This window comes from Shewanella sp. SR1 (assembly GCF_020447145.1).
Lineage (GTDB): Bacteria > Pseudomonadota > Gammaproteobacteria > Enterobacterales > Shewanellaceae > Shewanella > Shewanella baltica.
In genome coordinates this window covers 67,392-93,591 of the sequence record NZ_JAJAEF010000007.1, presented here as the reverse complement: position 1 = coordinate 93,591, position 26,200 = coordinate 67,392, and the positions used below count along the sequence as shown (strand labels likewise).

The window sequence follows — 26,200 nt, the reverse complement described above, 5'->3', positions numbered from 1 at the left end:
CCGCGGTATTGAATAGATGAAAGTGACCTACAGGTGTTGTCAGCTATGACCCAAAAAAAGAATCAAATAAATGCAAGACAATCGAAACAGATTGCGGGTGCGTTAGCCTTAGCCAGTTGTGGATTGTTTGCCACAAGTGGCCACGCGACTGAATTATCTAAAAAAGCTGACGACTGGAAGGTCGATGCCGCTTTAATGTATTACGGTGAGCAGGATAGAGTACAGGCCGTTGAAGCCATAGGTACAGCACAAAAAGCCTTTGGCGATGATAGCATGCTGGATCTCAAACTGGTGGTCGATAGCTTAACCGGTGCCTCGGCTTCGGGCGCTGTGGCTCAAAGTACCAGCCAAACCTTTACTCGTCCTTCGGGCAATGGCCAATACAGTGTGGCAGCGGGCGATACACCGCTCGATGACACGTTCCACGATACCCGCGTTCAAGGCAGCGTTAATTGGGCTCAAGCGCTCAATCCTGACTGGAAAGTCAACGCTGGTGTCTATGGTTCAAAAGAATTCGATTATATGTCAATGGGGCTCAATGCCAGTATTGAGCGCGGTTTTAACAAAGACAACACCACACTGTTTTTAGGCACAGCTTACAGCTTCGATGTGGTCGATCCTGTCGGTGGACGTCCGGTGGATTTATCCTCCATGGCGGTTCGCGATAACTTCGCCAGTGAAGCCGCCTACCGCACCGCATTTGATGCGACTCGTCAAAGTGGCAGTGATAATAAGCAAACGGCCGATATGATGTTAGGCATCACCCAAGTGCTCAGTCAGCGCTGGTTGTTGCAGGCCAATTACGGCTTATCGAGTGTCAATGGCTATTTAACCGATCCCTACAAAGTGCTCAGTGTGGTGGATAATAATGGCATCACTCAGGATCTCTTGTATGAAAGCCGCCCCGATGCTCGCTTGAAGCATAGCTTTTACGTGATGACTAAAGGCGCGTTGGATGCGGGCGTAGTGGATTTTTCCTATCGTTATAATACTGATGATTGGGATCTCACATCGCACACCTTAGAAACCCATTACCGTTATTACTTTACGGGCAATTTTTACGGTCAATTGCATCTACGTTATTACCAACAAACGGCGGCTAACTTCTATCAACCTTTCTTGATGGCAGATGCGCCACTGCCCGAGTTTGCCAGTGCCGATTATCGTATCGGTGATATGTCGGCTTATACGATAGGGATTAAATTTGGTCATCGATTATCGGGCGGTCATGAGATGTCGTATCGCTTAGAGTATTACCAACAGGATCCGAAAAATAACGGCACTACGATCCCAGGAGAGCTGCAAAACTTTGATCTGTTCCCGACGCAAAAGGCAATAACAGCACAGTTTAGTTATTCTTTTTAATACGAAATAATGCTACTGACTCAGATAGCAAGGCGTTAAACTGTATGGGTAGCTTAGCTACCCATACTCAATTTACCCCTGAGCTTATTTAAGCTGAATGCCAGTGGGGTGCCATGTAAAGAGGTGATTTATGATGTCGACATCATCCCTAAAAACCGCACTTTATTCGCTGCAACGCCGTGATTGGGGTTATGTGGGCGAATTTAGGGCCATGGCGAGTCCTTGTGAAATACTCATCGCATGCGATCAACTCGATATTGCCGACGATATGTTGGATATGGCCGTCACTGAGGCGCTGCGTATTGAACATAAGTACAGTCGCTTTATTGCGCAGAATTGTCTGTGGCAATTAAACCATGCCTATGGTCATAAGCAGCTTATTGATGAAGAAACCTGGCAGTTATTGGCTTTTGCCAAACAATGTTTTCAGCTTAGTGATGGATTATTTGATATCTCTGCAGGGCCGTTAATGGAGCTGTGGCGCTTTGATCCCAAAGCCCAATTGCCCGAACATGCCCACATACTTGCCGCGAAAGCCTTAGTGGGTTTTGAGCGTATCGAGTTTGATTCGCGCCATATTGAGATGCCATCGGGAATGAAATTGGATTTTGGCGGCATTGCTAAGGAATATGCAGTCGATAGAGTCGCCTATGAGTTGGCTGAATGTTATCCAGATATTCCAGTGTTAGTGAATTTTGGCGGCGATATCGCCTGTCCTGTGTCCAAAGTGAACCCATGGCAGGTGGGCATTGAAGATCCTCGCCATCTCGATCACGCGGCCAGTGTACTGGCTATTAGCCAGGGCGCATTAGCGACCAGCGGCGATACACGGCGATTTTTTGAAGTCGATGGAAAGCGTTACGGCCATATTGTCGATCCGCGTACTGGCTATCCCGTCGTCCAAGCGCCGCGCTCCGTGACTGTGTTAGGGCCAAATTGCGTGACCGCGGGAATGCTGGCGACTATGGCCATGCTACAGGGCCAGGATGCGGAAGCATTTTTACAGCAACAAGATGTTAAGTTTAGTATTTTCCGTTAAGGGTTCTTTTAAAAGGCTCTGTTAAGGACATTGAATGCGTATTATGTTAGTTGAAGACAATGAGTTATTAGCCCAAGGGATTTGCTTAAGTTTGGCAAAGCTGGGCATGCAGGTTGATCACCTTAATAGTTATCAGCAAGCATTACAGGGTGTTAAAAATGAAAGCTTCAGTGCCATAGTGCTCGATCTGGGTTTACCCGACGGTAACGGTAAAGAGTTACTTAAAGCTTGGCGTCAGCAGGGAGTGTCAATTCCTACAATAGTCCTGACCGCCAATACTGATTTTGACACTAAGCTCGAATGCTTAGACATGGGCGCCGATGATTATCTCGGTAAACCCTTCGATGTGCGAGAGCTCGCCGCGCGTATTCGCGCCATTGTCAGACGCCAGTACGGACTCGATCACAACAGTTTGATTATTGGTGCTTTGTGTATTGATTTAAATACCCGCGAAGTGACCTTTCGCGATCAAAATGTGCTGCTTTCGCGGCGTGAATTCCAATTATTGCTTGAACTCGCACAATCAGCAGGGCGCGTATTGACGCGCAGCCAACTGGAACAGTTAACCTATGGCTGGGATGAAGTCGGCAGCAACTCGATTGAAGTACACATTCATCATTTGCGTAAAAAGCTCGCCAATGAGCTGATTAAAACCGTGCGTGGAATTGGCTATACCTTGATTGAAATAAACTAATTCACTGAATTAAGTGACAATACTCACGTTTGTGGGTATTGATACCTCAGTCATTCGCTGAGGGTAAACGTTAGGAAACTGAAGTGATTCGATTAAAGGGGTTGGATGTGTATTCACTGCGTTTGGTACTGACATTATTGATTTTGTCAGGTATTTCAGTGTCCGTTGCTGTCTCTAGCTGGTTGAGTACTCGGGATTCTAAGCATCAAATTGAAGAACTCTTCGATGCGCAAATGCTGCAAACCGCGAAAATGCTGGAGCTGTTTTATCACACTGAGCCAGGTGCGACGCCCCAGAGTACCGCGAGACCGCAAGTGCTCCACGTTCCCGATAGCCAGATCAGTTCCTTTGCCGAAAAAGCCGATGCCCTGAAACTCGCCTATGAGCATAAATTGGCGTTTCAAATTTGGAGTGAGGCGGGCGAAGCCTTAGTGCTGTCGGACAATATTGGCCATCAGCCTATCACCCGATTCGTGCAGGGTTATCACAAGAAAGTGTTTGAAGGTGAACTCTGGCATGTGTTCAGTTTTTTCTCGGTTAAAAATCATGTTTGGATTGTCACCGCTCAGCAGGATGAAGTGCGCCAAGAGCTCGTATCACAAATCATGCACAACGCGGTTATCGTGCCCTTGATTGTGGTGCCTTTGACACTACTTATCGTTAGCCTATTGTTTTATCTATTGTTCCGGCCGTTAAAAACCTTCGAAAGGGAGCTGATTGGGCGGGCGCCGAACGATCTCACGCCGCTGACTATGTCACTACCGAAAGAACTCGTACCCGTTCGACGCGCATTAAACTTATATATCAATAGCATAGCTAGATTCATTGCCCGTGAGCGCCGTTTTAGCGCCGATGCCGCCCATGAACTGAAAACACCATTATCTGTGATTAAATTACATCAACACGGTTTAGAGAGCCTGATTGACGATGATCCACAGCAGAAATTTCATCTAGCTGCGATTGATGCCGGCGTGGTTCACATGAGTCATACCGTTGAACAGTTACTCGTGTTAGCGAGGGTGGATTCGATAAATGAGCTCAATGTGTCATCCCACGCTATCTTGCCCATGGTTGAAGATGCGCTTAATCAACTGATGCCACAAATCACCGATTATGAATGGAATATCGATATCGCGCCCCAGCTGACCGTGACTTGCGATCGGTTCTATCTGCTGCTGGTGCTAAAAAATATTATCGAAAATGCCTGCAAATACAGCCCGCAGGAATCAGAAATCTCAGTGTCGGCCCATTCACTGGGTGATGAGATTAGTATCTGTATTGCGGATCGTGGCCAAGGCATGACAGAAGAGCAGATTGCTAATGCCACAGAGCGTTTTTATCGTGTGAATGAAAATGAAGGCATAGGTGCGGGTTTAGGTTTGTCTATCTGCCATCACATCATTGAATTGCACCAAGGCCGTTTAGTGATAGCGCCTAGGGAGCAGGGCGGATTATCTGTGACTCTTTTTTTGCCGCAATAGTTCAGAAGTTAACATCTTAAAATAGATCCGCAGTTTAAGTGACATCACCTCAGTGGTTTTGATACATTTGGGTGAGTGTAATTGTGCGTTTGTCTGCTATTTTAAAAAAAATCCCTAAGTTTACCAACAGATTGGTTCGCTAATTGTGTTTTTTCATCTAAGATCATCCACACTAAGTTGAGACTTTAAAAAGTCTCATTTTACTTTCAAAAATGTAGCATTTGGATCACTTAACCTGCTTTTGTAACTGTGAAAGCAGAAATATGCATGATAATGTTATTTTTATATTCCTTTTAGGTATAAACTTATTCTCAAATAGTATTGTGTAGAAGGGGTTAACTGCATCTTTATTTATGAGTTTTTTTCTCCTTCTGATATCTTTCGCGATATGTAAGCAACTGTTTTTTTTCGTCCCAAAGCGAGGGTGAAAAAAATTCACTGTATACATAAAAAACATTGATTTCTTAGTTTATTTTTTAGGTTACCTATCTATGGTTAGCTTGTTGCGTTGCCCATCGTCCAAACCTTATTCGTCACTCATTTGTTCACTGACGCTAGGCGCTGTTGTCGCCCTGTCTGGTGTCGCGTACGCTGAAGAGACAAAACCCGCCGAGACAGTTCCTGTGGTAACTCCGCCGAAAGTGATTTCTCAGCCCGCTACAAAAAATCAAGTGAGATTCACTAAAACAGGCGCTTTCGATAGCGATACTGTGGTGAAGATTGCAAAACGTTTGGCAGCGAAACCGTATGTGGCCCTTAAAGACCCGTTACCGGCCGGCCTGGCTAAATTGTCATACGATGAATACCGTGACATTCGTTTTAACCCGACTGCGTCTATTTGGCGTGATCAGGGCGTGCCTTTTCAAATGCAAATGTTCCACCGTGGCTTCTATTTCCAAGATCTGATCGAGATTGCGATTGTGGAAGGCCAGAACGCAACGCACTTAGCCTACGAGCCTAAGTATTTCACCGCGGGTGAAGTGATTACCCAAGCGTTACCCAATGACGACATTGGATACTCAGGTTTTCGCATCCATAACCAACTGAATACTAACGGTGTGTTTGACGAACTTATGGTGTTCCAAGGTGCGAGTTATTTCCGCGCTTTAGGTAAAGGTAACGCCTATGGTTTATCTTCACGTGGTTTAGCGTTAAAAACCGCCGATGCCGAAGGGGAAGAATTCCCAATATTTCGCGCCTTCTGGGTTGAACGTCCATACAATGACAGCAACTTGATTGTTGTGCATGCCTTGCTAGATAGCCCAAGTGTGGCGGGTGCTTATACTTTCTCTGTCCGTCCTGGTGATAACACTTTAATTGATGTTGAAGCGACGCTGTTTCCAAGGGTTGAGCTGAGCAAAGTCGGTTTAGCACCCAGCACGAGCATGTTCCTGCATTCACTCAATGGTCGTCATGATACCGATGACTTTAGACCTGAAGTGCATGATTCTGACGGTTTATTGATGTTAAACGGCCGTGGTGAGCATTTATGGCGCCCATTGGCTAACCCACGTCAATTACAAGTCAGTGCGTTTTCTGACAACTCGCCACAGGGTTTTGGTTTGATCCAACGTGAGCGTGATTATGCGTCTTACCAAGATTTAGAAGCACATTATGAACGTCGCCCAAGTCTCTGGATTGAGCCTGTGGGCAACTGGGGCCAAGGTTCTGTGGTGTTGACTGAGATTCCGACTGAGTCTGAAATTCATGACAACATCGTTAGCTACTGGAAACCTCGTCAGCCTATTCCTGCGGGCAGTGAGTTCCATTTTGCCTATCGCATGAGCTGGGGTGATGAACCCGCGGCTAAAGTCGGTGCTGTACATGTGTCTCGCTCTGCCAGTGGCCGTGCCGATATTGCTAAAGCAACACCAAGACGTTTATTTGTGGTCGACTATCAAATTGAAGGTCCGATGACAGATGAAATGCCAGTTGCTAAAGTAGAAGCGTCTGGTGGTGTGGTCACCAATGTGGTGATTGCCCGTAATGCAGCCAAAAATGGCTATCGCTTAGCTTTTGAATTAGAGCCAGAAGATAAAGAACTTATCGAACTGCGCGCTGAACTCAAGTTCCCAACTCCTCGTCAGGTTGAAACCTGGCTCTATCGCTGGACGCTGTAAGGTTCATGACGGAGCAACATGATATGACTGTATCCGAAAACTCGGTACTCGAGACGGAAGTCCTCGTGGGTGGTAGTGCTATGCCAAATGAACGGCCTGGCGCTATGGAACCCCAAAATTTAAGTAAGATGCCAGAGGGATTCCCTCGCCGTAGCACAGTGGCGAATGGAGTTCGTTCGCGTGCTTCGCGCCGCTTCTTAGTGGTTGGCGGTGCTTTATTACTGTCTTTATTCGCTATTTATGAAATGGGCGCGGTATTTAGTATTGGCGGAATTACGCCACTGGAATATCTCGTGTTGGCGTTATTTGCGGTTAACTTTTGTTGGATCGCCTTAGCGTTCTGTAGTGGTATTGCGGGTTTTTTAATTTTGCTGCGCAAACCGCGGGCAAAAGATCTGCAAGTGACTGAGCTGCATACGCGCACTGCGATCTTAATGCCGACCTATAACGAATCCCCAGACAGGGTATTCTCGGCGGTCTCAGTGATGGCAGAAACCTTGTCGCAAACGGGTCATGGTCATGCTTTTGATTGGTTTATCTTAAGTGATACCACCGATCCCGATATCGCCTTGCTCGAAGAGCAGGCGTTTTTGGTGTTACGTCAAGAAACCCATAAGCATTCGCGGGTGTATTACCGTCGTCGTCGTAAAAACGTCGCCCGTAAAGCGGGTAACGTGGCGGATTTCTGCCGCCGTTGGGGTTCGCGTTATGATCACTTGTTAGTGCTTGATGCCGACAGCTTAATGGAGTCATCAACCATCACAGGTTTGGCCCAGCGTATGCAGGCCGACCCTGATGCGGGCTTAATCCAAACGATTCCGTCGCTGATCAACGGCACCACTTTAATGGCGCGTTTACAGCAATTTGCGGCGCGCATTTATGGCCCCGTAATAGGTACCGGTTTAGGCTGGTGGGTACAAAAAGAAGGTAACTTCTGGGGCCATAACGCCATTATCCGTACCGAAGCCTTTATGACCGCGGCCGGATTACCCAACCTTAAGGGTAAGCCGCCTTTTGGTGGCCATATAATGAGCCATGACTTTGTTGAAGCGGCGTTGATTCGCCGTGCCGGCTGGAGTGTGGTTATTGCCTATGACTTACCCGGTTCATACGAAGAATGTCCACCGTCAATTATCGACTTAGCCGTGCGTGATCGCCGCTGGTGCCAAGGTAACTTGCAGCATTCACGTATTTTGCCGACCAAAGGTCTGCACTGGGTGAGCCGTTTGCATTTACTGACGGGTATCATGGCCTACTTATCATCACCTTTCTGGTTGATGTTGATTTTGACCGGTTTGATGTTGGCCCTGCAGGCACACTTTATTCGACCTGAATATTTCACCGATCAATTTTCACTGTTCCCCACTTGGCCCATCATGGACTCGGATAGGGCATTGAGATTGTTCTACATTACTATGGGTGTTTTATTTGGCCCTAAAGTATTTGGTGTCTTGTTGCTGCTTAAAGACGGCGAGTTTGCTCGCAGTGTTGGCGGCCGGATTAAAGCGACATTCAGTGTGATCTTTGAGGTCATACTCTCAGCGCTGATCGCACCTATCATGATGTTCATCCATTGCGGTGCGGTGATGTCAATTCTGATGGGCCGCGACAGTGGTTGGTCGCCGCAACGTCGTGATGACGGCAGTATGCCTTGGATGACGTTAATCTATCGTCACCGTTGGCATATGCTGGCAGGTGTGATGTTAGGTTATGCAGCTATTTTGGATTCTCTGACCTTGTTAGCTTGGATGAGTCCTGCCTTGATTGGCCTGTGGATTGCAGTGCCTATTTCAGCATGGACGGGTTCTGTCAAAATCGGCGAAGTGTTTAAACGTGCGGGTATTCTTGCTACGCCTGAAGAGCGAAATCCTGCGCAGATTTGCCTGCAAGCACATGAAGCCCGTGCCGCTTACCAAAAACACATCGCTGAGCCTTGGACATTGGCACAGGTACTTAAAGATCCTGCGTTGATGGAACTGCATTTGGCTATGGTGGATAAACAGCCATTGCGCGCTGCGGGGACTCCGATTGAAGCGATGGAAGCCATAGTGCATGTGAAAGTGCATGAAGCTCGCTGCCAACAGAGTGCATTAGCAGTACTGAATCGCCAAGAAATGGCGATGGTGTTAGCGAATCCTTTGATGTTACGTAGCCTGCAGAAATTACCAGAGCAGTTTGTTGAAGAAGATCTGGTGTCTTTTTGCTAACGAATATCTAACGCACAGCGAACCAACACTAGCGCAGCGTTTGCTCGTAAATGGGTTTGGTAGTAATGAAAATGCCACTGACGACCTCAGTGGCATTTTTCTTTTCATAATCTGCAGTTTGCCCCTAGTAATTAACTGAACCCCATGAAATAGTCGTATGATACCAATCACATTAAATATCTAATCAGTTCAGAGCCTCACAGGCATCTCAATCCAAGGCGCATTGATGCAGAAATGGTTATTCCCTTTTAAGTCAATGCAACACCGGAGTGGGATGCCTGTGAGACTCCCGAAGGGCGGCTGATGTTAACGGTATCGCAACGCGCTTTATACTGCGTTTAAGGCTTTCGACAGAGCACCACTATGCCTTTAAGCCTTCGCCTTGTCTAAAGCGCGTTGAACTCCCGCTGAATGAACAGATATTTAATACGATTGGTATTACAGTATTATTGACTGACATGATCGCTGGCTTTCAAGTGACCTTAAATAGCGAAGGGAGTATTTATGGTATTGCACAAGATCATCCAGTATTTCTCACCGTTTGTACGCGCATCGCAAATTAAACGTATGCCCATGAGTCGCTGTTTGGGACTGTTAGTGCTGAGCGTTATTGTCTGTTTTCCTATCACGTCAGTGGCAATGGCTACCGATGATACTCAAGCCATTTCATCGAATCCCAGCATTGGGGCACAGCAAGACATGCTGCAGCTAAACAGTGTGCAACCAAGCACTGAGAGTAAAGTCGATGAGCCCGATGCAGTCTTGCCACTTACGGCATTAGTGCCGCAGGTGTTGCTGATGGATCTTGCGGGCGTTAATCCTATTTTTGGTCTGTATTATCGCGAATTAACACTATCACAAAATACCTTATCGGCGGCCGATGTGGCGCGGGTTCAAGCTGATGTGGCGGGCTACTGGCGTTATATCAAGACCTTTGCGCAGTGTAATAACGGCGCACCTGTAGACACAGTATCAACCGTTATTCCAACGGATGCCCAATATCAAAGGGTGCTAAAACAAGTCACCCATTTAGTGCAATTGGATGCCACTGAACCTTGGGAAACCTTAGTGCTGGATGAAAAGTTAACGGTCGGAATGAGTCATCCACTCCTTGATACCATAGCTAAACGTTTGTGGCGCTTGGGTGACTTAGCCATTGAGCCAATGACTAACTTTGTCTATAGCGAAGAATTGGTGGTTGGTGTTAAGCGTTTCCAACAAAGGCATGGGTTAAAACAGGACGGGGTGATTGGTAAGCAGACCTTGTATTGGCTGAATCAATCGCCAAAGGCGAGGGCAGTCTTATTGGCTAAAAATACTATTCGGCAACGAGTGTTTGAACGTAAGTTGGAGCCAAGCTACTTGCTGATTAACGTGCCCGCCTTTGAGATGTTCTTAGTCGATAATGGCACCACAGTGCTCAATTCCAAAGTGATTGTGGGCAAATCTTCTCGGCAAACCCCGCTGCTGGATAGCCAGATTTCCAGCGTGGTCCTCAATCCCAGTTGGCGAGTGCCGAGCAGCATTCTACGCCGAGATATCCTGCCGCAGATTCGGCGAAATGGTCATTATCTTAATGAACGCCAATTTGATGTGTACGACTATAACGGCCAACGGGTGCAACACATGCCAGAAGAATGGCAGGACTTAGCCAGCACTTCGTTTCCCTATCAGCTAGTGCAACGCCCAGGGGCGAAGAATGCATTAGGCAAATATAAGTTTCACTTTGATAACAGTTTCAGTATCTATTTACATGGCACTTCTGAGCCAAGTCTCTTTAATAAGGACGATAGGGCATTATCATCAGGCTGTATTCGGATTGAAAAAGTCACTGAATTAGCCCAGTGGTTTAAAGAACATTTAGTTAAAGATAAGCGTTTATGGGACAAATTAGCCCCAGATGTAACGGAGCCACAGTGGTTTTCACTTTCTCAAAAGCTGCCTGTGCATCTGGTGTATTGGACTGCATGGCTGGATGACAGTGGGCAAGAGCAATACCGTAGCGACATTTACCATTTAGAAGCTGAGTTGACGAATGCCGTGCCTGCCACGGTTTTAGATCTCAATTAAGATTTTGGCACCATAAAGCTGAGTAAGATAACAAATTGAACTCGTAGGGCATTTTAAAATCGTGGGCAGAATGGGGTGGGCAAAACTTGATCTTAGGGCTTATTCAGTATAATTTGCTTGATTAGTGACCAAAAAGCATACAAAAGGTGATCATGTGACTTTGATATGTCCTGCCCGTAGGCAGTTATTGTTAGGCCTGAGTGGTGTGGCATTATGTTCTCTTATTCCCTCAAAAGCAGCAGCCAGTCGTTCAACCAAAGGGATCCGCGAGTTAAGTCTGTTTAATCGCCATACCGGTGAGCGCGATGACGGCAGTTACTGGGTTGATGGTCATTATCAAAGCAAGGTATTAAACGATTTTAATCATTTACTGCGGGACCATCGTCAGAATGTGGCGGCGCCCATGGATAAACGTTTATTCGATTTGCTCTATTCCCTTAAAACGACTTTGAATGTCGACGATGAAATCCATGTGATTTCTGGTTACCGTTCACCCAAAACCAATGCCATGCTTGCGAGCAACAGTGGCGGCGTCGCAAAAAAGAGTTATCACATGCGCGGCATGGCAATGGATATCGCGATCCCAAGCATTAAGCTTAAAACCCTCAGAGAAGCGGCTTTATCTCTAAAACTGGGTGGAGTGGGCTATTATCCTAACTCTGGCTTTGTGCATGTCGATTGTGGGCCGGTACGACACTGGTAGCGTGAATAATTTGTTGCTGAACTCGCTGATAGAATCCTTGCTCTAGGGCTTGAGATTCTGTCAGGTAATGCCTCAGCAGCGGGATAAATTGCTGGTTGAGCTTGTTCATTTCTCTATGCTGTTGCCAATCACAGATCAATAAACTCAAATGTTGTGAGAATTGATACTGCCTTTGCCTTTGTAACTCAATGTCGACCGACTCAATGACTTGCATGAGTAAAATCAAGCTGCGGTTTTTCTGTTGGGTACAGGCAAGCAATTCTAAAAATTTTAATTCGAGGGTATTTTGCTGGTAAGGAACGGTTTCGATAAGTGAGACGAGTTCACGGGCCAGTTGGCATGAAAGTCTGTTTTCTTGTTGTAACTGGTATAGCGCATGACGCATTTTTTGACACAGCAGTTATCGAAATTTGCCCGAGCTTATCAGGCTTCTCAATTTCCCAGTGTGATCTAGATCGCGTGTTTTTTGTTTGAGATCAAAGCCTTTTCCCAGCGGTAACAGCCAAGATACAAGTTCTTCAATTTGATAAATTGCTACCTGTTTTACTAACGCAGCGGCGGACAAATTGATGGGTTGCGGGATTCTTGTGCGCCTTGGGTATCTATGTTAGTATTCGCGCGCTTTATATGAGCCGTCATTGGTCGAAAATGCCGGCAACTTTTTACTCTAAATTTAAGTGAGAAACACATGTCTTACACTATCCAAGCACAAACCCGCACTGAAATAGGGAAAGGTTCGAGCCGCCGCCTACGCCATGCTGGTAAAGTACCTGCTGTTATTTATGGCCAAGGCAAAGAGCCAGTTTCTATTGTTTTTGATCACAAAGATATCATCAACATTCAAGCTAACGCTGATTTCTACACTTCAACTTTGACTATCGTTGTTGATGGCAAAGAAGTGGGTGTACGTGCACAAGCTATGCAACGCCACGTGTTCAAACCACTTATTGAACATGTTGACTTCGTTTACGCTTAATTGTCGTAGCTGAAGCAAAAAAGCGCCTAAGGGCGCTTTTTTTGTGGCTGATTTTCACGCGACAGATTTTCATCTGATGGATCGGCGTGACTCATTTTATTGCGGCGTAATACTTATCATAGACAGGCAGAGTGTATCGACACTCCACCTGAATTTGAGTCTGAGTCTGACTTTGCTACTTGATATTGAAGTTGTAATAGATATCAAGGGATTGGCCTAAGGTACCTGAGACTGTTTCAAGATAAAGCTGCGAGAGCAGGTAATATCTGACTGTCATCTCATAGCCAGGGTTAAACACGCCCACCCCGTATTTCACCATCAAGTTCTCGCCGATAAAGCCACTGATCGCCACACGGCCCTCATCGTTGGTGTCGAGTTGTACGTTAGAGAAACCAAACTCTTCAATCAATCCGGTCGCGGTATTCCCTATGTTGTTAATGGCGCCGCCGCCCACCTGCGAGCTTAAACCTAAGGCTGCGCCCATCATCAATGAGTTATTTTGCTCATTGTTGGCACTGTTAAAACCACTGCCTTTGATAATGTAAGACAAGATCTCGGCCTGCTCTTTGGCGGGATTAGAGAACAGGGTCACCACAGGGCGGGCGGGAGTGCCAGTGACGCGTACACCCGCGACTAAGTCTTCACTCTTAATCTCGCGTATTGCCTCAATATTCAGGTTAGGCACTGACGTTGGCCCCACAAACTGCACTTCACCAGTACGGATCCTCAGGGTTTGACCCATAAACCGGTAACTACCCTGATTAACTCTAATATTACCGAAGAGCAAAGGCGGACGGAACGCTTGCTGTTGCAGTTTTAAGGTTCCTTGGAGCCTACCAGTGAGGCCCATACCATCAATCCTGAGTTCGTTGCCCACACTGATATTCAGATCGGCCACGATTGCATAGGGGCTGGTTTTAGGTTGCGTGGCGGCAATGGAGTCGTCAAATACCACGTCATCAGATGTGGCGATACCACCTTCCGCTAATGGCACAATTTTAATGTTGCCAGAAGGAACGGCTATTTTGCCCTTCACCGTTAATTGTTTACTGTTGAAGGTTAAATTGATGTCGGGTGAAACATCAAGGATAGCCAGTGGCGGTTGGATCACGGCGAGTTTGTCACCTTCAAGGGCTAATTCACCGCTAAATTGACCTTGTGGCCATTGCAGCTGGCCAGTCACTCGACCCAAGCCATTGCCCATCATCCAACGACCCTTGAGCTCGGCTTGTTGACCCGCGAACGACATTGACATATCAATTTTGTCGATTAGCGTCGGGTTTGCCGTCAGGGCTAAGGAGCCCTCCGTTAAGGCCATGCTTCCCGATACTTCTGGCGCCTCTAGACTGCCCGCAAAGTTAAGCTGACTGGTCAGCAAGCCTTGTACCGTATTTAGCTGCGGGAAAAATTCTCCCAGTGGTTGTAAGTTGATTTGCTTGATATTGGCAAAACCTGAGAGCGTGCGGTCTGGGGTGACATTAACGTTGATCTCACTCTGCCAACTGGCCACGCCTTCAGATTCAAAATTTAATACTGTTGCAAGCCGTTTAGCATCTAAGGTCGCCAGCAATGACAGATGTTGGTAATTAATGGTGACTTCACGATTCTTATCCCGCTTGAGCATGATACTGCCGGGGGCAAAATCAAAGTCCACATCGGCTGTGGGTTTACGACCCGCAGCCCAAGCAAAATTAGCTAACAGCGAGGCGGGGCCATCCCATCGCATATTCGTTGGCAATATCGGTACGAGTAATTGCCCCGGATTACCCGAATAGCTCACCTGCGCGCTGCCTTTTTTGCCGATTGTCGTCTCGCTGTTTAGGCAGATGCGGCTGTTCGGGTTCATGAGGCAAAACGGCGTGATGCTGCCCTGATTTTTGTTTTGATCCCAAGCGAGATTAATGGCGTTATCGAGCTGCCATAGGCCAACGGGGGTATTGAGATTTAGACGTTCGACATCGAGCCGTAGTCGCGATTTTTTCACATCGTATTGGCTACTCACTGTGGTATCGAGGCCAAGATCGCCCGTGGCATTCAGGGTCAGCTTTTGAGCGTCAATCGTGCCTTTCGCCCCGAGTGTCACTGTATCTACATTCTGATCCGCAATCTGTAAGGCTCTCGATTTCAGCGAGATAGCAAATTCATGTTGATCTAGCGGCTTGTAATAGGCCTTTAAGTTGGATTCCCGCAGTTTAATGTTTTGATAAAACAGTTCAGCGAGTTGGGCGGTGAGTTCAACTTGAGGGTGCTTCTCATCCCCTGTGACATTAATTTGCGCCTGCAATTGGCCGCTGGCCTTAGGCAACCACAGACCGAAGTCGGGCACTTGCAGCTCACCTTGTAGATCCCAGTTGGCGTTGGCTTCGCCTTTGAGTGCCAGAGTCGAGCCCAGTACTTTGGCGTTCAGCCCCTTAGAACTGACATACAGGGAATCATTCACACTGATATCCCCTGTGATATCGAAGGGATAACCTTGCAGGGTGCCCGTGAGCTCAGTGTCGTTCAGGGAGACTTGCCAGCGAGGATCAGCAAATGAGCCTTGAGTGCGTAATTTTCCTGAAATCAAACTGTCCGGTAGACCGGTTGCTTTTTGCGTCGTATCCGTTTGTGGCAGTTGTACTTCCTGCAGTTTTACGTCATTGAGCCAGAGATTGGCGTTCCAGCGAATGGCTTTTTGATAATCGAGTTCGCCAGTGAGCTTGACCTGACCAATCGCGCCCGTTGCATCAAGATTATTAATGGTTAACTTCGCATCTTGATGCTGAAGGCTAGTGTCTATGGTGAGTACTTTATGGAACGGCGTCGTCAGTTCACCTTTAAGGCTCGCCTCTTGACGATTGAGATCGCCATAACTTTCCAGTGCCACATCACTGACCGAATATTCAGGGCTTTTTAGCGGCCACTGCAGCCGTGTCTGTTCAAGTTTTACCTTGTAGGGCAGGCTTGGATCGCGAAGTGTTATCTGCCCATCTAGCGTGAAGTCGGCATCGCCCTTGGCGACAGCGTTCACCTGCAATTGTCCTAAGCTTTGGCTCAGCTTTACATCTAATACTTGGTGAGTCAGCTCAGGTAATTCGGCTAATTGGTTAAGGGTGAGGTTGGCTTCTAAATCGAGTGGATAATCGTTATCGAGCGTTAAACTGCCTGTGATATCCGCGCTGCCATCTGTATGGCTGATGGCGAGATGATCTAAGGTCAATTGATATTCGCGGAAACGACCTTGCAGCTCGGCATGGCTAAAGACATCTTTACGATCGCCGATTTGCAGCGTGGTGTTATCAAGCGTGAGGGCATTAACCGTCACAGGAAAAGGCATAAACACTTGTGGTAAGTGCGCTAGAGCCCATTCAGCACTACTGTCTTTTGCTGGCTTGTCTTTTGCCGGCGAGTTGGCCGATGGTTCAGGCGTTACATTGGCTGTTGTGCTGGCCGCTGTGTCGGGTGTAGTACTCGCGGCTATGTCTGCGTTAGAAGCCGTCGTTGTCGCTGCTTGGTTCGTTTGTGCGGCATCGGTTGATGTGGGGATCAGCACGAACAATCCTTCACTGGAAAGCTGCTTAATCGACAAGCCTTCGGCAAACCACTTTGCCTCTGCGTTAAGGCGATTGGCTGTAAATTGCATCTCATCAACTTGGATATTCACAGCGTTGAGTTCCGCGGAATCTAACTCAATATCAAAGGGTAATTGCAGCTCGCTGGGCTCTTCATCGAGCGGCACTATCGGGGTTTCGTTTGTGTCGGCAGACAGGGCTAAGGTATCAATAGTCACATCGACTTTGGCCGCAGATAAGCCATTAACACATAAACGTTTTTGTAGTAAACAGGCGGGTTGCCACAGTAAATGCAGATCCTCAAGTTGTACCTTGATGCCAGCCATAGACCAAGACGCATGGGACAGGGCTAAGTCTTTATTAATGGAGCCTGAGGTATAAGTGAGATCAAGATCGGGCACAAACTGATCGGCTAAGCCTACTGTGATGCGCGAGCCAAACTCAGTGCCGAGTAATAGGGCGATTAACACTAAAAGCCCTAATGGCACATAGATGATAATCCGAGTCCAGAGTTTGAACTGTCGCCACAGTTTTTGAATGAATGACACCGATTGGGTGACAGAACTCGCAATGGCTTCAGTGACTTCCGTAATGGGGCTGTCTACGGTGTCTTGTTCGGGTGGCTTATTATTCTCTGGGGGCTGGCTCATAGATCTGTCCCCATGGTCAGGTGAATTCGCCATGATCTTTCAATGGTATCGGTTTCTTTCAATCCAACCCCTAAATCCAGTTTGATTGGGCCAATGGGGGAGATCCAATGGATACCGCCACCGACTGAGACAACAGGTTCAAATTGATTATTATCGAAGGCGTTACCCGCATCGATAAAGGTACCGACCCGCCAAGTGGGGGTCACATAATATTGATATTCTAAACTGCCGACCATTAAATAGCGGCCACCTATGACCTCGCGATTGGTCTTGCCATCATCTGCGACATAATCTAAATAGGGGCCCAATTCTTGATAACCATAACCCCGCACACTCTGATCGCCACCGGCAAAATAGCGCAGTGAAGGCGGAATAGAGGCCAGATCATTTTCGTTGGCTAAGTTGGCGGCTAAATCGATACGCGCGACAATTCTGTGGTTGTCGAAGAAGGTATCAATCCATTTAAATTTTGCCTGTAGGCGCGCCAAACGGGTTTCTGAGCCTAAATAGGGATCGGCATAATCTATGCTGTAAATCTGCCTAAAACCGGACTTAGGATCGAGTGAATTATCACCGCGCGTTGTCCGCGAAAAGTTAAGCCCAGCCAAATAAAACGACGGCATATAATCGACGTCAGACTGGGTATATTCTTCGCGAATAGCCTCAAGTGAATAACTCATTAACCATTGATTTTCTAGTCTTTGTTGGCGTAATAGCCCAAGAAGATATTTAGTCGACTCAAGCTGACCTGTGTTACTAAAATCGCGATTCTCGGCGTCATACACTTGGGTCACACCGTATTTGTCCCGTAGCAAACCGACGCGGATTTTTAATTGATCATCTAAGGGATGCGTCAAGGGGATAGTATAAGTGGTTAATAATTTTGGTCTATCCGGTGACCATTCGAGGCTGGTCTCCTGTGAGTGACCGTATTTATTGATTTGTGGCGTCCGCCAAGTCACGCGCACTCTTGGGTCGAAAGCTTGATCCGTCTTGCCAATATCACCACCAAAACCGAGCTCAATGGCGTGGCTTGCCTTAGGAGTTAATTCCACCAGCACCGGAATATGACTTTCTTCGACACCGTCGATTTGCGGGATCACTTTGATATTGGCGAAATAGCCCGTGTCTAATAACTGGCGATTCAGCGCACCCACACGGCGAGTCGAGTAGGAAGCGCCTTCTTTAAAGGGAATAAGTTTTTCTAAAATTTCAGGTTCTAAAGTATGGCCTTCGAAGCTGACTTGGCCAAATTTATAACGTTTGCCAGAGTCAAAATGCAAACTTACCTGTGCGGTATTGATGTCGCGGTTAACTTTAATCTGTGATTCCGTAAATTCGCCATCGAAGTAACCTCGGGCCAGAGCTAAGGTGACCAGTTGCGATTTTACGTCGCTATACACACCGTGGTTGAGCGCATCGCCAGGCTTAAGGTTGACCTTTGCCAGCCATTGATCGAAAGCGCGATCATCGAGCATTTCGCCACTGAAGTTAATATCGACCCACTGCACTATGGTTGGCTCGCCGGCAGTGATCACCAGTTTTAGTTCCCACGGTCCCTTGTCATGTTCCGTCAGTTTTTCTTCCACTTCGCCATGATAGTAACCCATGGATTCTAAGGCTGTGCTGACATTGTCATCGACATTAAACAGAAAGGCACGGCGCTGCACCTCGGATTCGGGTAAGGTGCCTAAGTGCGCAACTATGTTACGTTGCAGAGCTTCATTCACGCCTGTGACAGATAACTTAATAAATTCATCTGCCGCCGCAGCGACGGATGTGACTGAAATCAGACTCAGAAATAAGCAAAAACGAAAGTAATGTGAGGTGATTTGCAAAAATGGCTGCACTTTATAGTCCCTGTGATGTGGCATCATTGTCGCCAGAATAAAACCAACAGGCAAGGAGATGATTGAAATTACACGATGAAATGGGTACAAAGGACGCTACTTTTTAAGGGGATGTAAAGAATGAAAACAAAATTAGCCACCTTTAGTTTAATTATCTCGGGTTTACTTTTTATGTCACACAACACCTTTGCCAATGACAAACCGTTCGCCATTGCGATCCACGGCGGCGCTGGCACGATTTCTAAGGCTAATCTCACCCCTGAACAACGCCAAGCCTACAAAGATAAGTTAAAGGAAGCGGTTGATAAAGGCTCAAAAGTGTTAGAAGAGGGCGGTGACAGTTTAGTCGCGGTGCAAACTGCCATTAATATTCTCGAAAATAGCCCACTGTTCAATGCTGGCATAGGTGCGGTGTACACCTACGACGGCGGACATGAGTTAGATGCGTCCATTATGGATGGCAAAACCATGAATGCCGGCGCAGTTGCTGGAGTGCGCCATATCGCTAATCCCATTGATCTCGCTTTAGCTGTGATGAATAAGTCTGAGCATGTGATGCTCTCGGGCGCGGGTGCAGAAGAATTTGCCCTGACTCAAGGCTTTAGCTTAGTGCCAAACAGTTATTTTGATACTGACGAGCGTTATCAGCAATTACTCGATGCACGACAAAAACTGCAAGCTGCGGCTAAATCAGAGCAAGTCGCGAGTGTTGAGATGAAAGATCTCGATTACAAATTTGGTACCGTAGGCGCCGTCGCCTTAGACAAAAATGGCAACTTAGCTGCTGGTACCTCAACTGGCGGCATGACGGCAAAACGCTTTGGCCGCATTGGAGATTCCCCGGTGATAGGTGCGGGCACCTATGCTGAAAACGGGGTGTGCGCCGTATCGGCAACCGGCCATGGTGAGTTCTTTATCCGTTACCAAGTGGCGGGGGACATTTGTGCCAAAGTGAAATACCAGCAGAAATCCATTATTCAAGCCGCCGATGAAGTGATCAATCAACGCCTTATCACCGCAGGCGGTTCGGGCGGTGTGATTGCCGTCGATCAGCGCGGTAATATCGCCACGCCATTTAACACTGAAGGCATGTACCGCGCTACCCGTAGCAATGGTGAACCCGCCCAAGTGCTGATTTGGCAAGACCAATAACTTGAATTGTAAAAGCAGTTGGTTCGAGACGGACATTGCTTACAAGATTGTCTAGAAACATCACTTATAAACCTTAAAAAGCGAGTGCTGCGAAAGTGGCACTCGCTTTTTGCTAGCGGTTTTTTGCTTTAAGAGTGAATAAGAAGCTGATAAGTTTGGGCTATTACGAATAGTTAATGGTATGTGGGGTGTCGCCCGTTGTTTGATTTCATTAGGGGTACAATAGTCACACACAAAGCCGCACTTAACTCACCGTCAAAGCTGTCGTTTGTGTCCAGCGAACTCATCGCGTCTGCATGAGATTGCACTCAGCGTAAAGGATATTTACATGATTTCTACCGTGTTAACCGACCGCGTCAGGGTTTTCCTCAATCGGTTTCGCCATCGACTTTGGGTTAAACCACTGCTTGTTTGCCTATTATCGATTGCAGTCGCCTTCGTCGCGAAATTGGCTGATGGCACTGAGCTTGTTGAGATTGCACCTAAGGTGTCATCGGCCTCCATCGAGGCGCTGTTATCCGTTATGGCTTCCAGCATGCTGGTTATCGCCACTTTTTCCGTGGGTTCTATGGTCTCGGCCTATGCTTCTGCGGCTAACACGGCAACACCACGTTCATTTATTTTAGTTGTCGCCGATGATGCCTCTCAGAATGCGCTATCGACCTTTGTTGGGGCATTTATCTTCAGTATTGTGGCACTCACTGCGGTTAAAAATGATTACTTTCAAACGGCAGGTCTGTTTATTCTCTTCCTGCTGACCACGTTTATTTTTGGCATGGTGATCTTTACCTTTGTACGCTGGGTGGATCGCATTGCCCGTCTTGGCCGCATGGCAACCACAATTGAGAAAGTTGAAAAGGCGGCGGCCGATGCCCTGACACGGCGACGCAATACCCCACATCTTGGCGGCGTTTCAGTACGTCCCCAAGCGCGTGGACGAGCCGTGTACGCGGCTAACGTCGGTTATGTTCAGTACATTAATATTGCCGCGATGCAGCGCTGGGCAGAGAAAAACGAGGTGCGAGTCGTGATTGCAGCCTTGCCGGGCACGTTCGCCACGCCCAATCGACCATTGGCATACATTAGCGCCGATGGTGCGGAGCAGACTGAGATTGATTGCACCTGTGTTGCCGAGTCATTCCAGATTGGTGATACCCGTCTTTTTGACGACGATCCGCGATTTGGTTTGGTGGTACTGTCGGAAATCGCTGGCCGCGCCTTATCACCCGCGGTCAATGACCCAGGTACGGCCATTTGCATCGTAGGCACACTGGTACGGCTGTTTACGCTATGGGGTGAACCCGCAGCAGTTGATGGCAAACCCGCGCCAGAGTGCGATCGCATTGAAGTCCCTCACGTTTGTGTACAGGACATGTTTGATGATGCGTTTACCGCCATAGCCAGAGACGGCGCGGGAGTGGTGGAAGTCGCTGTACGGCTACAAAAAGCGCTTGAATCGTTAGCATCCAGTGGTGACGGGGAAATACGCGCGGCGGCCGAGTACCACGGGCGGCTGGCACTGAAGCGTTCACAAAAGGTGCTTGATATCGAAGAGGACTTGCAAGCCGTACAAGACGCCGCCAAGTTTGCCGAGTCAGCAGCTTCGTCTAACACTTAACGAGACATTTATTATCTCATCGTGCTGTGTATCCGTTTGTTGTTTCTTTCTATTCTGTCAGCACTTTTTGACATTCGGTTTACACACTAGATAAGCGCAATCGATATAAATCGCACATCCTTGCCGATATTTTGACTAGACTTCAAACGTAGGGTTAATTCGAGGGGAAGACTATGGACTTAATTAAGATTCGTGACCATATGGATCGTCAGCCCGTGTTACTGCGCGCGAATATGTCGCTGGCGACCGCGGTCGAAAAGCTGTTAGATAATAATAAAATGGGTGCTGCAGTGGTTGATGATGCGGGCGATTTGGTGGGCTTTTTATCCCAGCAGGATTGTTTGGCTGTGATGATCAAGAGTAGCTATCACTGCGATATGACATCAGTGGTGAAGGACTGTATGCGCACTGAAGTGCTGTTTGTCGGGCCTGATGACAGTATTTTGCAACTTGCCGAACAAATGCTCGGGCCTAAACCTAAGGTTTATCCTGTGGTTGAACACGGTAAAGTGATAGGCACGATAAATCGTACTAATGTGCTAAAAGCGATGAATATCTATATGCAACAATGTTATCTGTCACCGGTTTAATCTGAGCCGCTCTGGACATAATCTGACACCCTTTATCCTGAGTGCAGAGTAAATTAGCAATACCATTGCGCCACTTTCCTTGCTAGGATCGCCGTTTTTGATGCTAGCAATGGAATTTGGATTTGAACTCAGACAAACATCCGCTATCGAACGCCTTTCTTAATCTTTGTTATCAGGCTGATGCGTCTAGGATCCGTCGTCGTTTATTTAAACTCAATAAAGAAGCCGACTCAGATAAAAAGACCCAAGTCTTAGCCCAGCTGAGTGAGCAAGCGCAGGCGGCGTTTGAGAAGGTTGAGCAGCGCCGTAACGCTCGCCCTAAAATCCAATATCCTGAAAACCTTCCCGTTTCCTTGATGCGCGATGACATTGCACGCGCGATTGCGGGCAATCAAGTGGTGATCATTGCCGGCGAAACGGGCTCGGGTAAAACCACACAGCTTCCCAAAATTTGTTTAGAACTCGGCTTAGGTTGCCGTGGCATGATAGGCCACACCCAGCCAAGACGTTTGGCTGCCCGCAGCGTGGCGAGCCGAGTCGCCGAAGAATTACAAAGCCCGCTCGGTGAAGTGGTCGGCTTTAAAGTACGGTTTGCCGATGCGCTTAAGAGTGACTCGTATATCAAGTTGATGACCGACGGTATTTTACTGGCGGAATTGACCTCAGATCGCAATCTCGACCAATACGATACTATCATCATAGATGAGGCCCACGAGCGCAGCCTGAATATCGATTTTATTCTGGGCTACCTTAAACAGATCCTTAAAAGACGCCCCGATCTCAAAGTCATCATCACGTCGGCGACCATAGACGTTGAGCGTTTTTCTAAGCATTTCAACAATGCGCCTATTATCGAAGTGTCGGGCCGTACCTTTCCGGTTGAAACCCGTTATCGACCCTTAGTGCAAGATAGAGATGCAGATTTAGATCAAATCGAAGGCATTTTTGCCGCCGTCGATGAGCTGGTGGCCGAAGGGCTGGGCGACATTCTGATCTTTATGAATGGCGAGCGAGAAATTCGCGATACGGCCGAGCAATTGAGTCGGCGTAATTACCGCGATACCGAAATTTTGCCGCTGTACGCGCGTTTGTCCTATGGCGAGCAATCCAAAGTTTTCAGTAGTCACAGAGGTCGGCGGATTGTACTAGCGACGAACGTAGCGGAAACTTCGCTGACTGTGCCGGGTATTCGCTACGTTATCGACCCAGGTACAGCGCGTATCAGCCGTTATAGTTATCGCACTAAGGTGCAACGTTTACCGATTGAACCTATCTCGCAGGCGAGCGCTAATCAGCGCCAAGGCCGTTGTGGTCGTGTGGGACCGGGTATTTGTATTCGTTTGTACGATGAGGCGGATTTTAATAATCGTCCGGCGTTTACCGATCCTGAAATTTTGCGCACTAACTTGGCCTCGGTCATTTTGCAGATGCTCGCCATCGGTTTGGGTGATATCGGCGGCTTCCCGTTTATCGAGCCACCCGATCCACGCCATATCCGCGACGGTTTCTTGCTGCTAGAAGAATTACAAGCGGTTGAGAGCAAACACGGCAAGCTAGTATTGACGCCACTTGGGCGTAATTTGGCGCAAATTCCTGTGGATCCGCGTTTGGCGCGTATGGTGGTCGAGAGTCAGCAGTTAGGTTGTTTGAACGAAGTGCTGGTGATTGCTGCGGGCTTATCGATTCAAGATCCCCGCGAGCGTCCGATGGAGAAGAAGCAAGCCAGTGATGAAGCCCATCGCCGTTTTGCCGATCCCAGTTCCGATTTCGTTAGTTGGATAAATCTGTGGCAGCACTTAAAAGATCAGCAAAAAGAGTTATCAGCGAGTCAGTTCCGTAAAAAGTGCCGCGATGAGTATTTGGCCTACTTGCGCGTTCGCGAGTGGCAGGATTTATACGCCCAGCTTAAACAAGCCGTGCACGATTTAAAGTGGCGCTTAAACGATACGCCGCCAAGTTACGATACCTTGCACCGTGCGCTGTTGTCGGGTTTGTTGAGCCATGTTGGTTTTAAAGATAACAATAACGAGTATTTAGGTGCGCGTAATCGTAAATTCTTTGTGTTTCCCGGTTCGCCATTGGCCAAAAAAGGCCCTAAGTGGATCATGGCCGCTGAGCTTACCGAAACTTCGCGCTTATTCGCTCGCTGCTGCGCTAAAATCGAACCCGAATGGCTAGAGCCCTTAGCGGCGCATTTGATCAAGAAAAGCTATGTAGAGCCCCATTTTGAGGCAAAACCTGGCAGCGTTATCGCCCTTGAGAATCAAGTGCTTTATGGTTTGACGGTTGTACACCGCCGCAAAGTGCAATATGGCCCCATCGATCCCGTTGAAGCGCGTGAGATTTTTATCCGCAGCGCCTTGGCAGAAGGGCAGTTGCAAACCCAAGAAGCGTTTTTTGTCGCTAACCAAAAGCTGCTCGAAGACATTGAATCACTTGAGCATAAATCCCGTCGCCGCGATATTTTGGTGGACGAGCAAGTGTTGGTGGATTTTTACGAACCGCGGATCCCTGAAGGGATTTACAACGCCCAGCTGTTTTTTGGCTGGTGGAAAAAAGCCAAGCGCGAGCAACCGGATTTATTGGATTTCAGCAAAGCGTTGTTAATGCAGCGCAATGCCGACCATATTTCGACCTTGGATTTCCCCGATACGTGGCACAAGGGCAATTTGCGCCTGCAGCTGAGTTATCACTTTGAACCCGCTGCGGCGGATGACGGCGTGTCGGTGCACATTCCGGTGGCGCTGCTCAATCAAATCGACGATAGCGATTTTGATTGGTTAGTGGCTGGGCTGAGGGAAGAAAAGTGCATCGCGCTGATCAAATCTTTGCCTAAGAGTTTACGACGTAACTTTGTGCCCGCGCCTGACTATGCCCGTGCTTGTGTGCAGGCCATGGTGCCTTTTAGTGCCAGTTTGCTTGAAGCCATGTGCAAGCAATTGCTGCGCATGAGTGGCACGCGTATATCACCGGAAGATTTTGATTTAACGCAGATCCCCGCGCATTTGCAGATGAACTTTAAAATCGAAGACGATAAAAACAACTTAGTCGCCGAAGGTCGGGTGCTCGATACCTTAAAAGCCGAGTTGCAGGGCGTGGTGGCGAAGGCCATTCGTCAGGTGGCGGATAAAGGTATAGAGCAAGAAGCGTTAACTGAGTGGTCCTTTGGTGATTTGCCGCAGCAATATCAGCAGCAAAAAGGCAATTACCAAGTACGGGCGTTTCCGGCGCTGATCGATAAAAAAGACAGTGTTGCGATCAAATTATTTGATGATGAATTTGAAGCCTTAGATGCTCATCGCCAAGGTCTGCGACGCTTGTTGCTGTTAAACATTCCATCACCGGTAAAACATTTACAGCAAGCTTTGCCGAATAAGGCGAAATTGGCGATGTATTTCAATCCTTTTGGTCAAGTTCAGATCTTAATTGATGACATAATTGCCGCCGCTGTACAGCAATTGTTGGATGAAAAAGCCCTCGATGTGCGTAATCAAGCCCAATTTGAGCAGGCAAAGGATTGGGTTCGCCAAGAACTCAACCCGACCGCAGAGCAAATTGCCCTGAAGGTTGAGCAGATTTTGACCTTATATCAGAGCATTAAAAAGCGTCTCAAGGGCAAAATTAGCTTAGATATCGCTTTTGCTATGAGTGATATTCAAAGCCAATTAGACAAACTAGTGTTTAAAGGGTTTGTTGAATCCTGCGGTTGGAATCGTTTAGCCGATGTGGCGCGTTATTTAAAAGCGATTGAAATCCGTGTCGAGAAGTTGCCCGTCGATCCAACTCGCGACCGTTTGCATATGCAGAGTATTAACAAGGTGCAGGAAGCATTGAACGCCCAACTGGCGAAAGTGCCACGTTCTATGCCGACACCGCCCGCGTTAATTGAAGCGCGCTGGATGATTGAAGAATATCGCGTCTCCTGTTTTGCGCAGGTGTTAGGCACGGCTTATCCGATATCGGAAAAACGCATTTTGAATCATATCCAACAGGTCTAATGGTTTGATTTAAGTGTTCGGTTGAGTACCTAGGTTGGTTCAAAGGGCTGAGTTACTCTAAAACGAGCCATAATCGAGCAGACGAGCGCGTAAAAATACCTTCGCGAAAAACTGAGTAAAACTAACCCTTTACTCG

At 47.6% G+C, this 26,200-nt stretch carries 16 protein-coding genes; 13 read left to right on the top strand and 3 right to left on the bottom strand.

Annotated features, from left to right (window positions below; genetic code table 11):
* Positions 1 to 45: 45 nt before the first annotated feature.
* The 8 genes from KV201_RS08560 to KV201_RS08525 all read left to right on the top strand — a co-directional run bounded on the left by KV201_RS08560 (position 46) and on the right by KV201_RS08525 (position 11,679).
* Entirely contained in the window at positions 46 to 1,365 is a 1,320-nt protein-coding gene (locus KV201_RS08560; RefSeq protein ID WP_226059066.1) for a DUF3570 domain-containing protein, read from the top strand.
* Positions 1,366 to 1,495: 130 nt separating this feature from the next.
* Positions 1,496 to 2,404 carry an FAD:protein FMN transferase gene (locus tag KV201_RS08555; RefSeq protein ID WP_226059065.1) on the top strand — a complete coding sequence of 303 codons (909 nt, stop codon included), beginning with the start codon at positions 1,496 to 1,498 and terminating at the stop codon, positions 2,402 to 2,404.
* 34 nt (positions 2,405 to 2,438) lie between these two features.
* Positions 2,439 to 3,098 (top strand): response regulator transcription factor, encoded by a 660-nt coding sequence (locus KV201_RS08550; RefSeq protein ID WP_006081389.1) that lies wholly within the window; start codon positions 2,439 to 2,441, stop codon positions 3,096 to 3,098.
* 83 nt (positions 3,099 to 3,181) lie between these two features.
* Complete coding sequence (locus KV201_RS08545; RefSeq protein WP_006081390.1) at positions 3,182 to 4,579, top strand: ATP-binding protein; 1,398 nt, start codon at positions 3,182 to 3,184, stop codon at positions 4,577 to 4,579.
* Positions 4,580 to 5,070: 491 nt separating this feature from the next.
* Complete coding sequence (locus KV201_RS08540; protein WP_011846652.1) at positions 5,071 to 6,699, top strand: glucan biosynthesis protein G; 1,629 nt, start codon at positions 5,071 to 5,073, stop codon at positions 6,697 to 6,699.
* Between the two features lie 23 nt (positions 6,700 to 6,722).
* Complete coding sequence (mdoH, locus tag KV201_RS08535; RefSeq protein ID WP_226059064.1) at positions 6,723 to 8,906, top strand: glucans biosynthesis glucosyltransferase MdoH; 2,184 nt, start codon at positions 6,723 to 6,725, stop codon at positions 8,904 to 8,906.
* Positions 8,907 to 9,410: 504 nt separating this feature from the next.
* Positions 9,411 to 10,976 (top strand): murein L,D-transpeptidase, encoded by a 1,566-nt coding sequence (locus KV201_RS08530; RefSeq protein WP_226059063.1) that lies wholly within the window; start codon positions 9,411 to 9,413, stop codon positions 10,974 to 10,976.
* Positions 10,977 to 11,130: 154 nt separating this feature from the next.
* On the top strand, positions 11,131 to 11,679 hold the full coding sequence (locus KV201_RS08525) for a DUF882 domain-containing protein (RefSeq protein ID WP_226059062.1): 549 nt from the start codon (positions 11,131 to 11,133) through the stop codon (positions 11,677 to 11,679).
* Here the strand turns inward: KV201_RS08525 and KV201_RS08520 are convergent.
* Positions 11,630 to 12,064 (bottom strand): hypothetical protein, encoded by a 435-nt coding sequence (locus KV201_RS08520; RefSeq protein ID WP_006081396.1) that lies wholly within the window; start codon positions 12,062 to 12,064, stop codon positions 11,630 to 11,632. The two genes, KV201_RS08525 and KV201_RS08520, sit on opposite strands and share 50 nt — an antisense overlap.
* Positions 12,065 to 12,367: 303 nt before the next feature.
* Between KV201_RS08520 and rplY the strand changes: the two genes are divergently transcribed.
* The gene (rplY, locus tag KV201_RS08515) at positions 12,368 to 12,655 is read left to right on the top strand and encodes a 50S ribosomal protein L25 (protein WP_006081398.1); all 288 of its coding nucleotides are present in this window, start codon (positions 12,368 to 12,370) and stop codon (positions 12,653 to 12,655) included.
* 175 nt (positions 12,656 to 12,830) lie between these two features.
* On the opposite strand, the gene KV201_RS08510 is transcribed toward rplY, so the two are convergent.
* Both KV201_RS08510 and KV201_RS08505 read right to left on the bottom strand, forming a co-directional pair.
* The gene (locus KV201_RS08510; RefSeq protein WP_226059061.1) at positions 12,831 to 16,856 is read right to left on the bottom strand and encodes a translocation/assembly module TamB domain-containing protein; all 4,026 of its coding nucleotides are present in this window, start codon (positions 16,854 to 16,856) and stop codon (positions 12,831 to 12,833) included.
* Complete coding sequence (locus tag KV201_RS08505; RefSeq protein WP_226059060.1) at positions 16,853 to 18,706, bottom strand: autotransporter assembly complex family protein; 1,854 nt, start codon at positions 18,704 to 18,706, stop codon at positions 16,853 to 16,855. The genes KV201_RS08510 and KV201_RS08505 overlap by 4 nt, the downstream gene beginning before the upstream one ends.
* A 120-nt stretch (positions 18,707 to 18,826) precedes the next feature.
* On the opposite strand from KV201_RS08505, the gene KV201_RS08500 reads away from it, so the two are divergent.
* The 4 genes from KV201_RS08500 to hrpA all read left to right on the top strand — a co-directional run bounded on the left by KV201_RS08500 (position 18,827) and on the right by hrpA (position 26,064).
* Positions 18,827 to 19,858 (top strand): isoaspartyl peptidase/L-asparaginase family protein, encoded by a 1,032-nt coding sequence (locus tag KV201_RS08500; protein WP_226059059.1) that lies wholly within the window; start codon positions 18,827 to 18,829, stop codon positions 19,856 to 19,858.
* A 328-nt stretch (positions 19,859 to 20,186) separates the two neighbouring features.
* On the top strand, positions 20,187 to 21,476 hold the full coding sequence (locus tag KV201_RS08495; RefSeq protein WP_226059058.1) for a DUF2254 domain-containing protein: 1,290 nt from the start codon (positions 20,187 to 20,189) through the stop codon (positions 21,474 to 21,476).
* 173 nt (positions 21,477 to 21,649) lie between these two features.
* Positions 21,650 to 22,066 (top strand): CBS domain-containing protein, encoded by a 417-nt coding sequence (locus KV201_RS08490; protein ID WP_006081403.1) that lies wholly within the window; start codon positions 21,650 to 21,652, stop codon positions 22,064 to 22,066.
* 116 nt (positions 22,067 to 22,182) lie between these two features.
* Positions 22,183 to 26,064, top strand: a complete 3,882-nt coding sequence (gene hrpA / locus KV201_RS08485; RefSeq protein WP_226059057.1) for an ATP-dependent RNA helicase HrpA — start codon at positions 22,183 to 22,185, stop codon at positions 26,062 to 26,064.
* The last annotated feature ends 136 nt before the right edge of the window (positions 26,065 to 26,200 follow it).

Coding starts and splice junctions, on each gene's coding strand:
- KV201_RS08555 (WP_226059065.1), top strand. CDS start 1,496: ATGATGTCGACATCATCCCTAAAAACCGCACTTTATTCGCTGCAACGC.
- rplY (WP_006081398.1), top strand. CDS start 12,368: ATGTCTTACACTATCCAAGCACAAACCCGCACTGAAATAGGGAAAGGT.
- KV201_RS08530 (WP_226059063.1), top strand. CDS start 9,411: ATGGTATTGCACAAGATCATCCAGTATTTCTCACCGTTTGTACGCGCA.
- KV201_RS08495 (WP_226059058.1), top strand. CDS start 20,187: ATGATTTCTACCGTGTTAACCGACCGCGTCAGGGTTTTCCTCAATCGG.
- KV201_RS08510 (WP_226059061.1), bottom strand. CDS start 16,856: ATGAGCCAGCCCCCAGAGAATAATAAGCCACCCGAACAAGACACCGTA.
- KV201_RS08490 (WP_006081403.1), top strand. CDS start 21,650: ATGGACTTAATTAAGATTCGTGACCATATGGATCGTCAGCCCGTGTTA.
- KV201_RS08560 (WP_226059066.1), top strand. CDS start 46: ATGACCCAAAAAAAGAATCAAATAAATGCAAGACAATCGAAACAGATT.
- KV201_RS08500 (WP_226059059.1), top strand. CDS start 18,827: ATGAAAACAAAATTAGCCACCTTTAGTTTAATTATCTCGGGTTTACTT.
- KV201_RS08550 (WP_006081389.1), top strand. CDS start 2,439: ATGCGTATTATGTTAGTTGAAGACAATGAGTTATTAGCCCAAGGGATT.
- KV201_RS08540 (WP_011846652.1), top strand. CDS start 5,071: ATGGTTAGCTTGTTGCGTTGCCCATCGTCCAAACCTTATTCGTCACTC.
- mdoH (WP_226059064.1), top strand. CDS start 6,723: ATGACTGTATCCGAAAACTCGGTACTCGAGACGGAAGTCCTCGTGGGT.
- KV201_RS08520 (WP_006081396.1), bottom strand. CDS start 12,064: ATGCGTCATGCGCTATACCAGTTACAACAAGAAAACAGACTTTCATGC.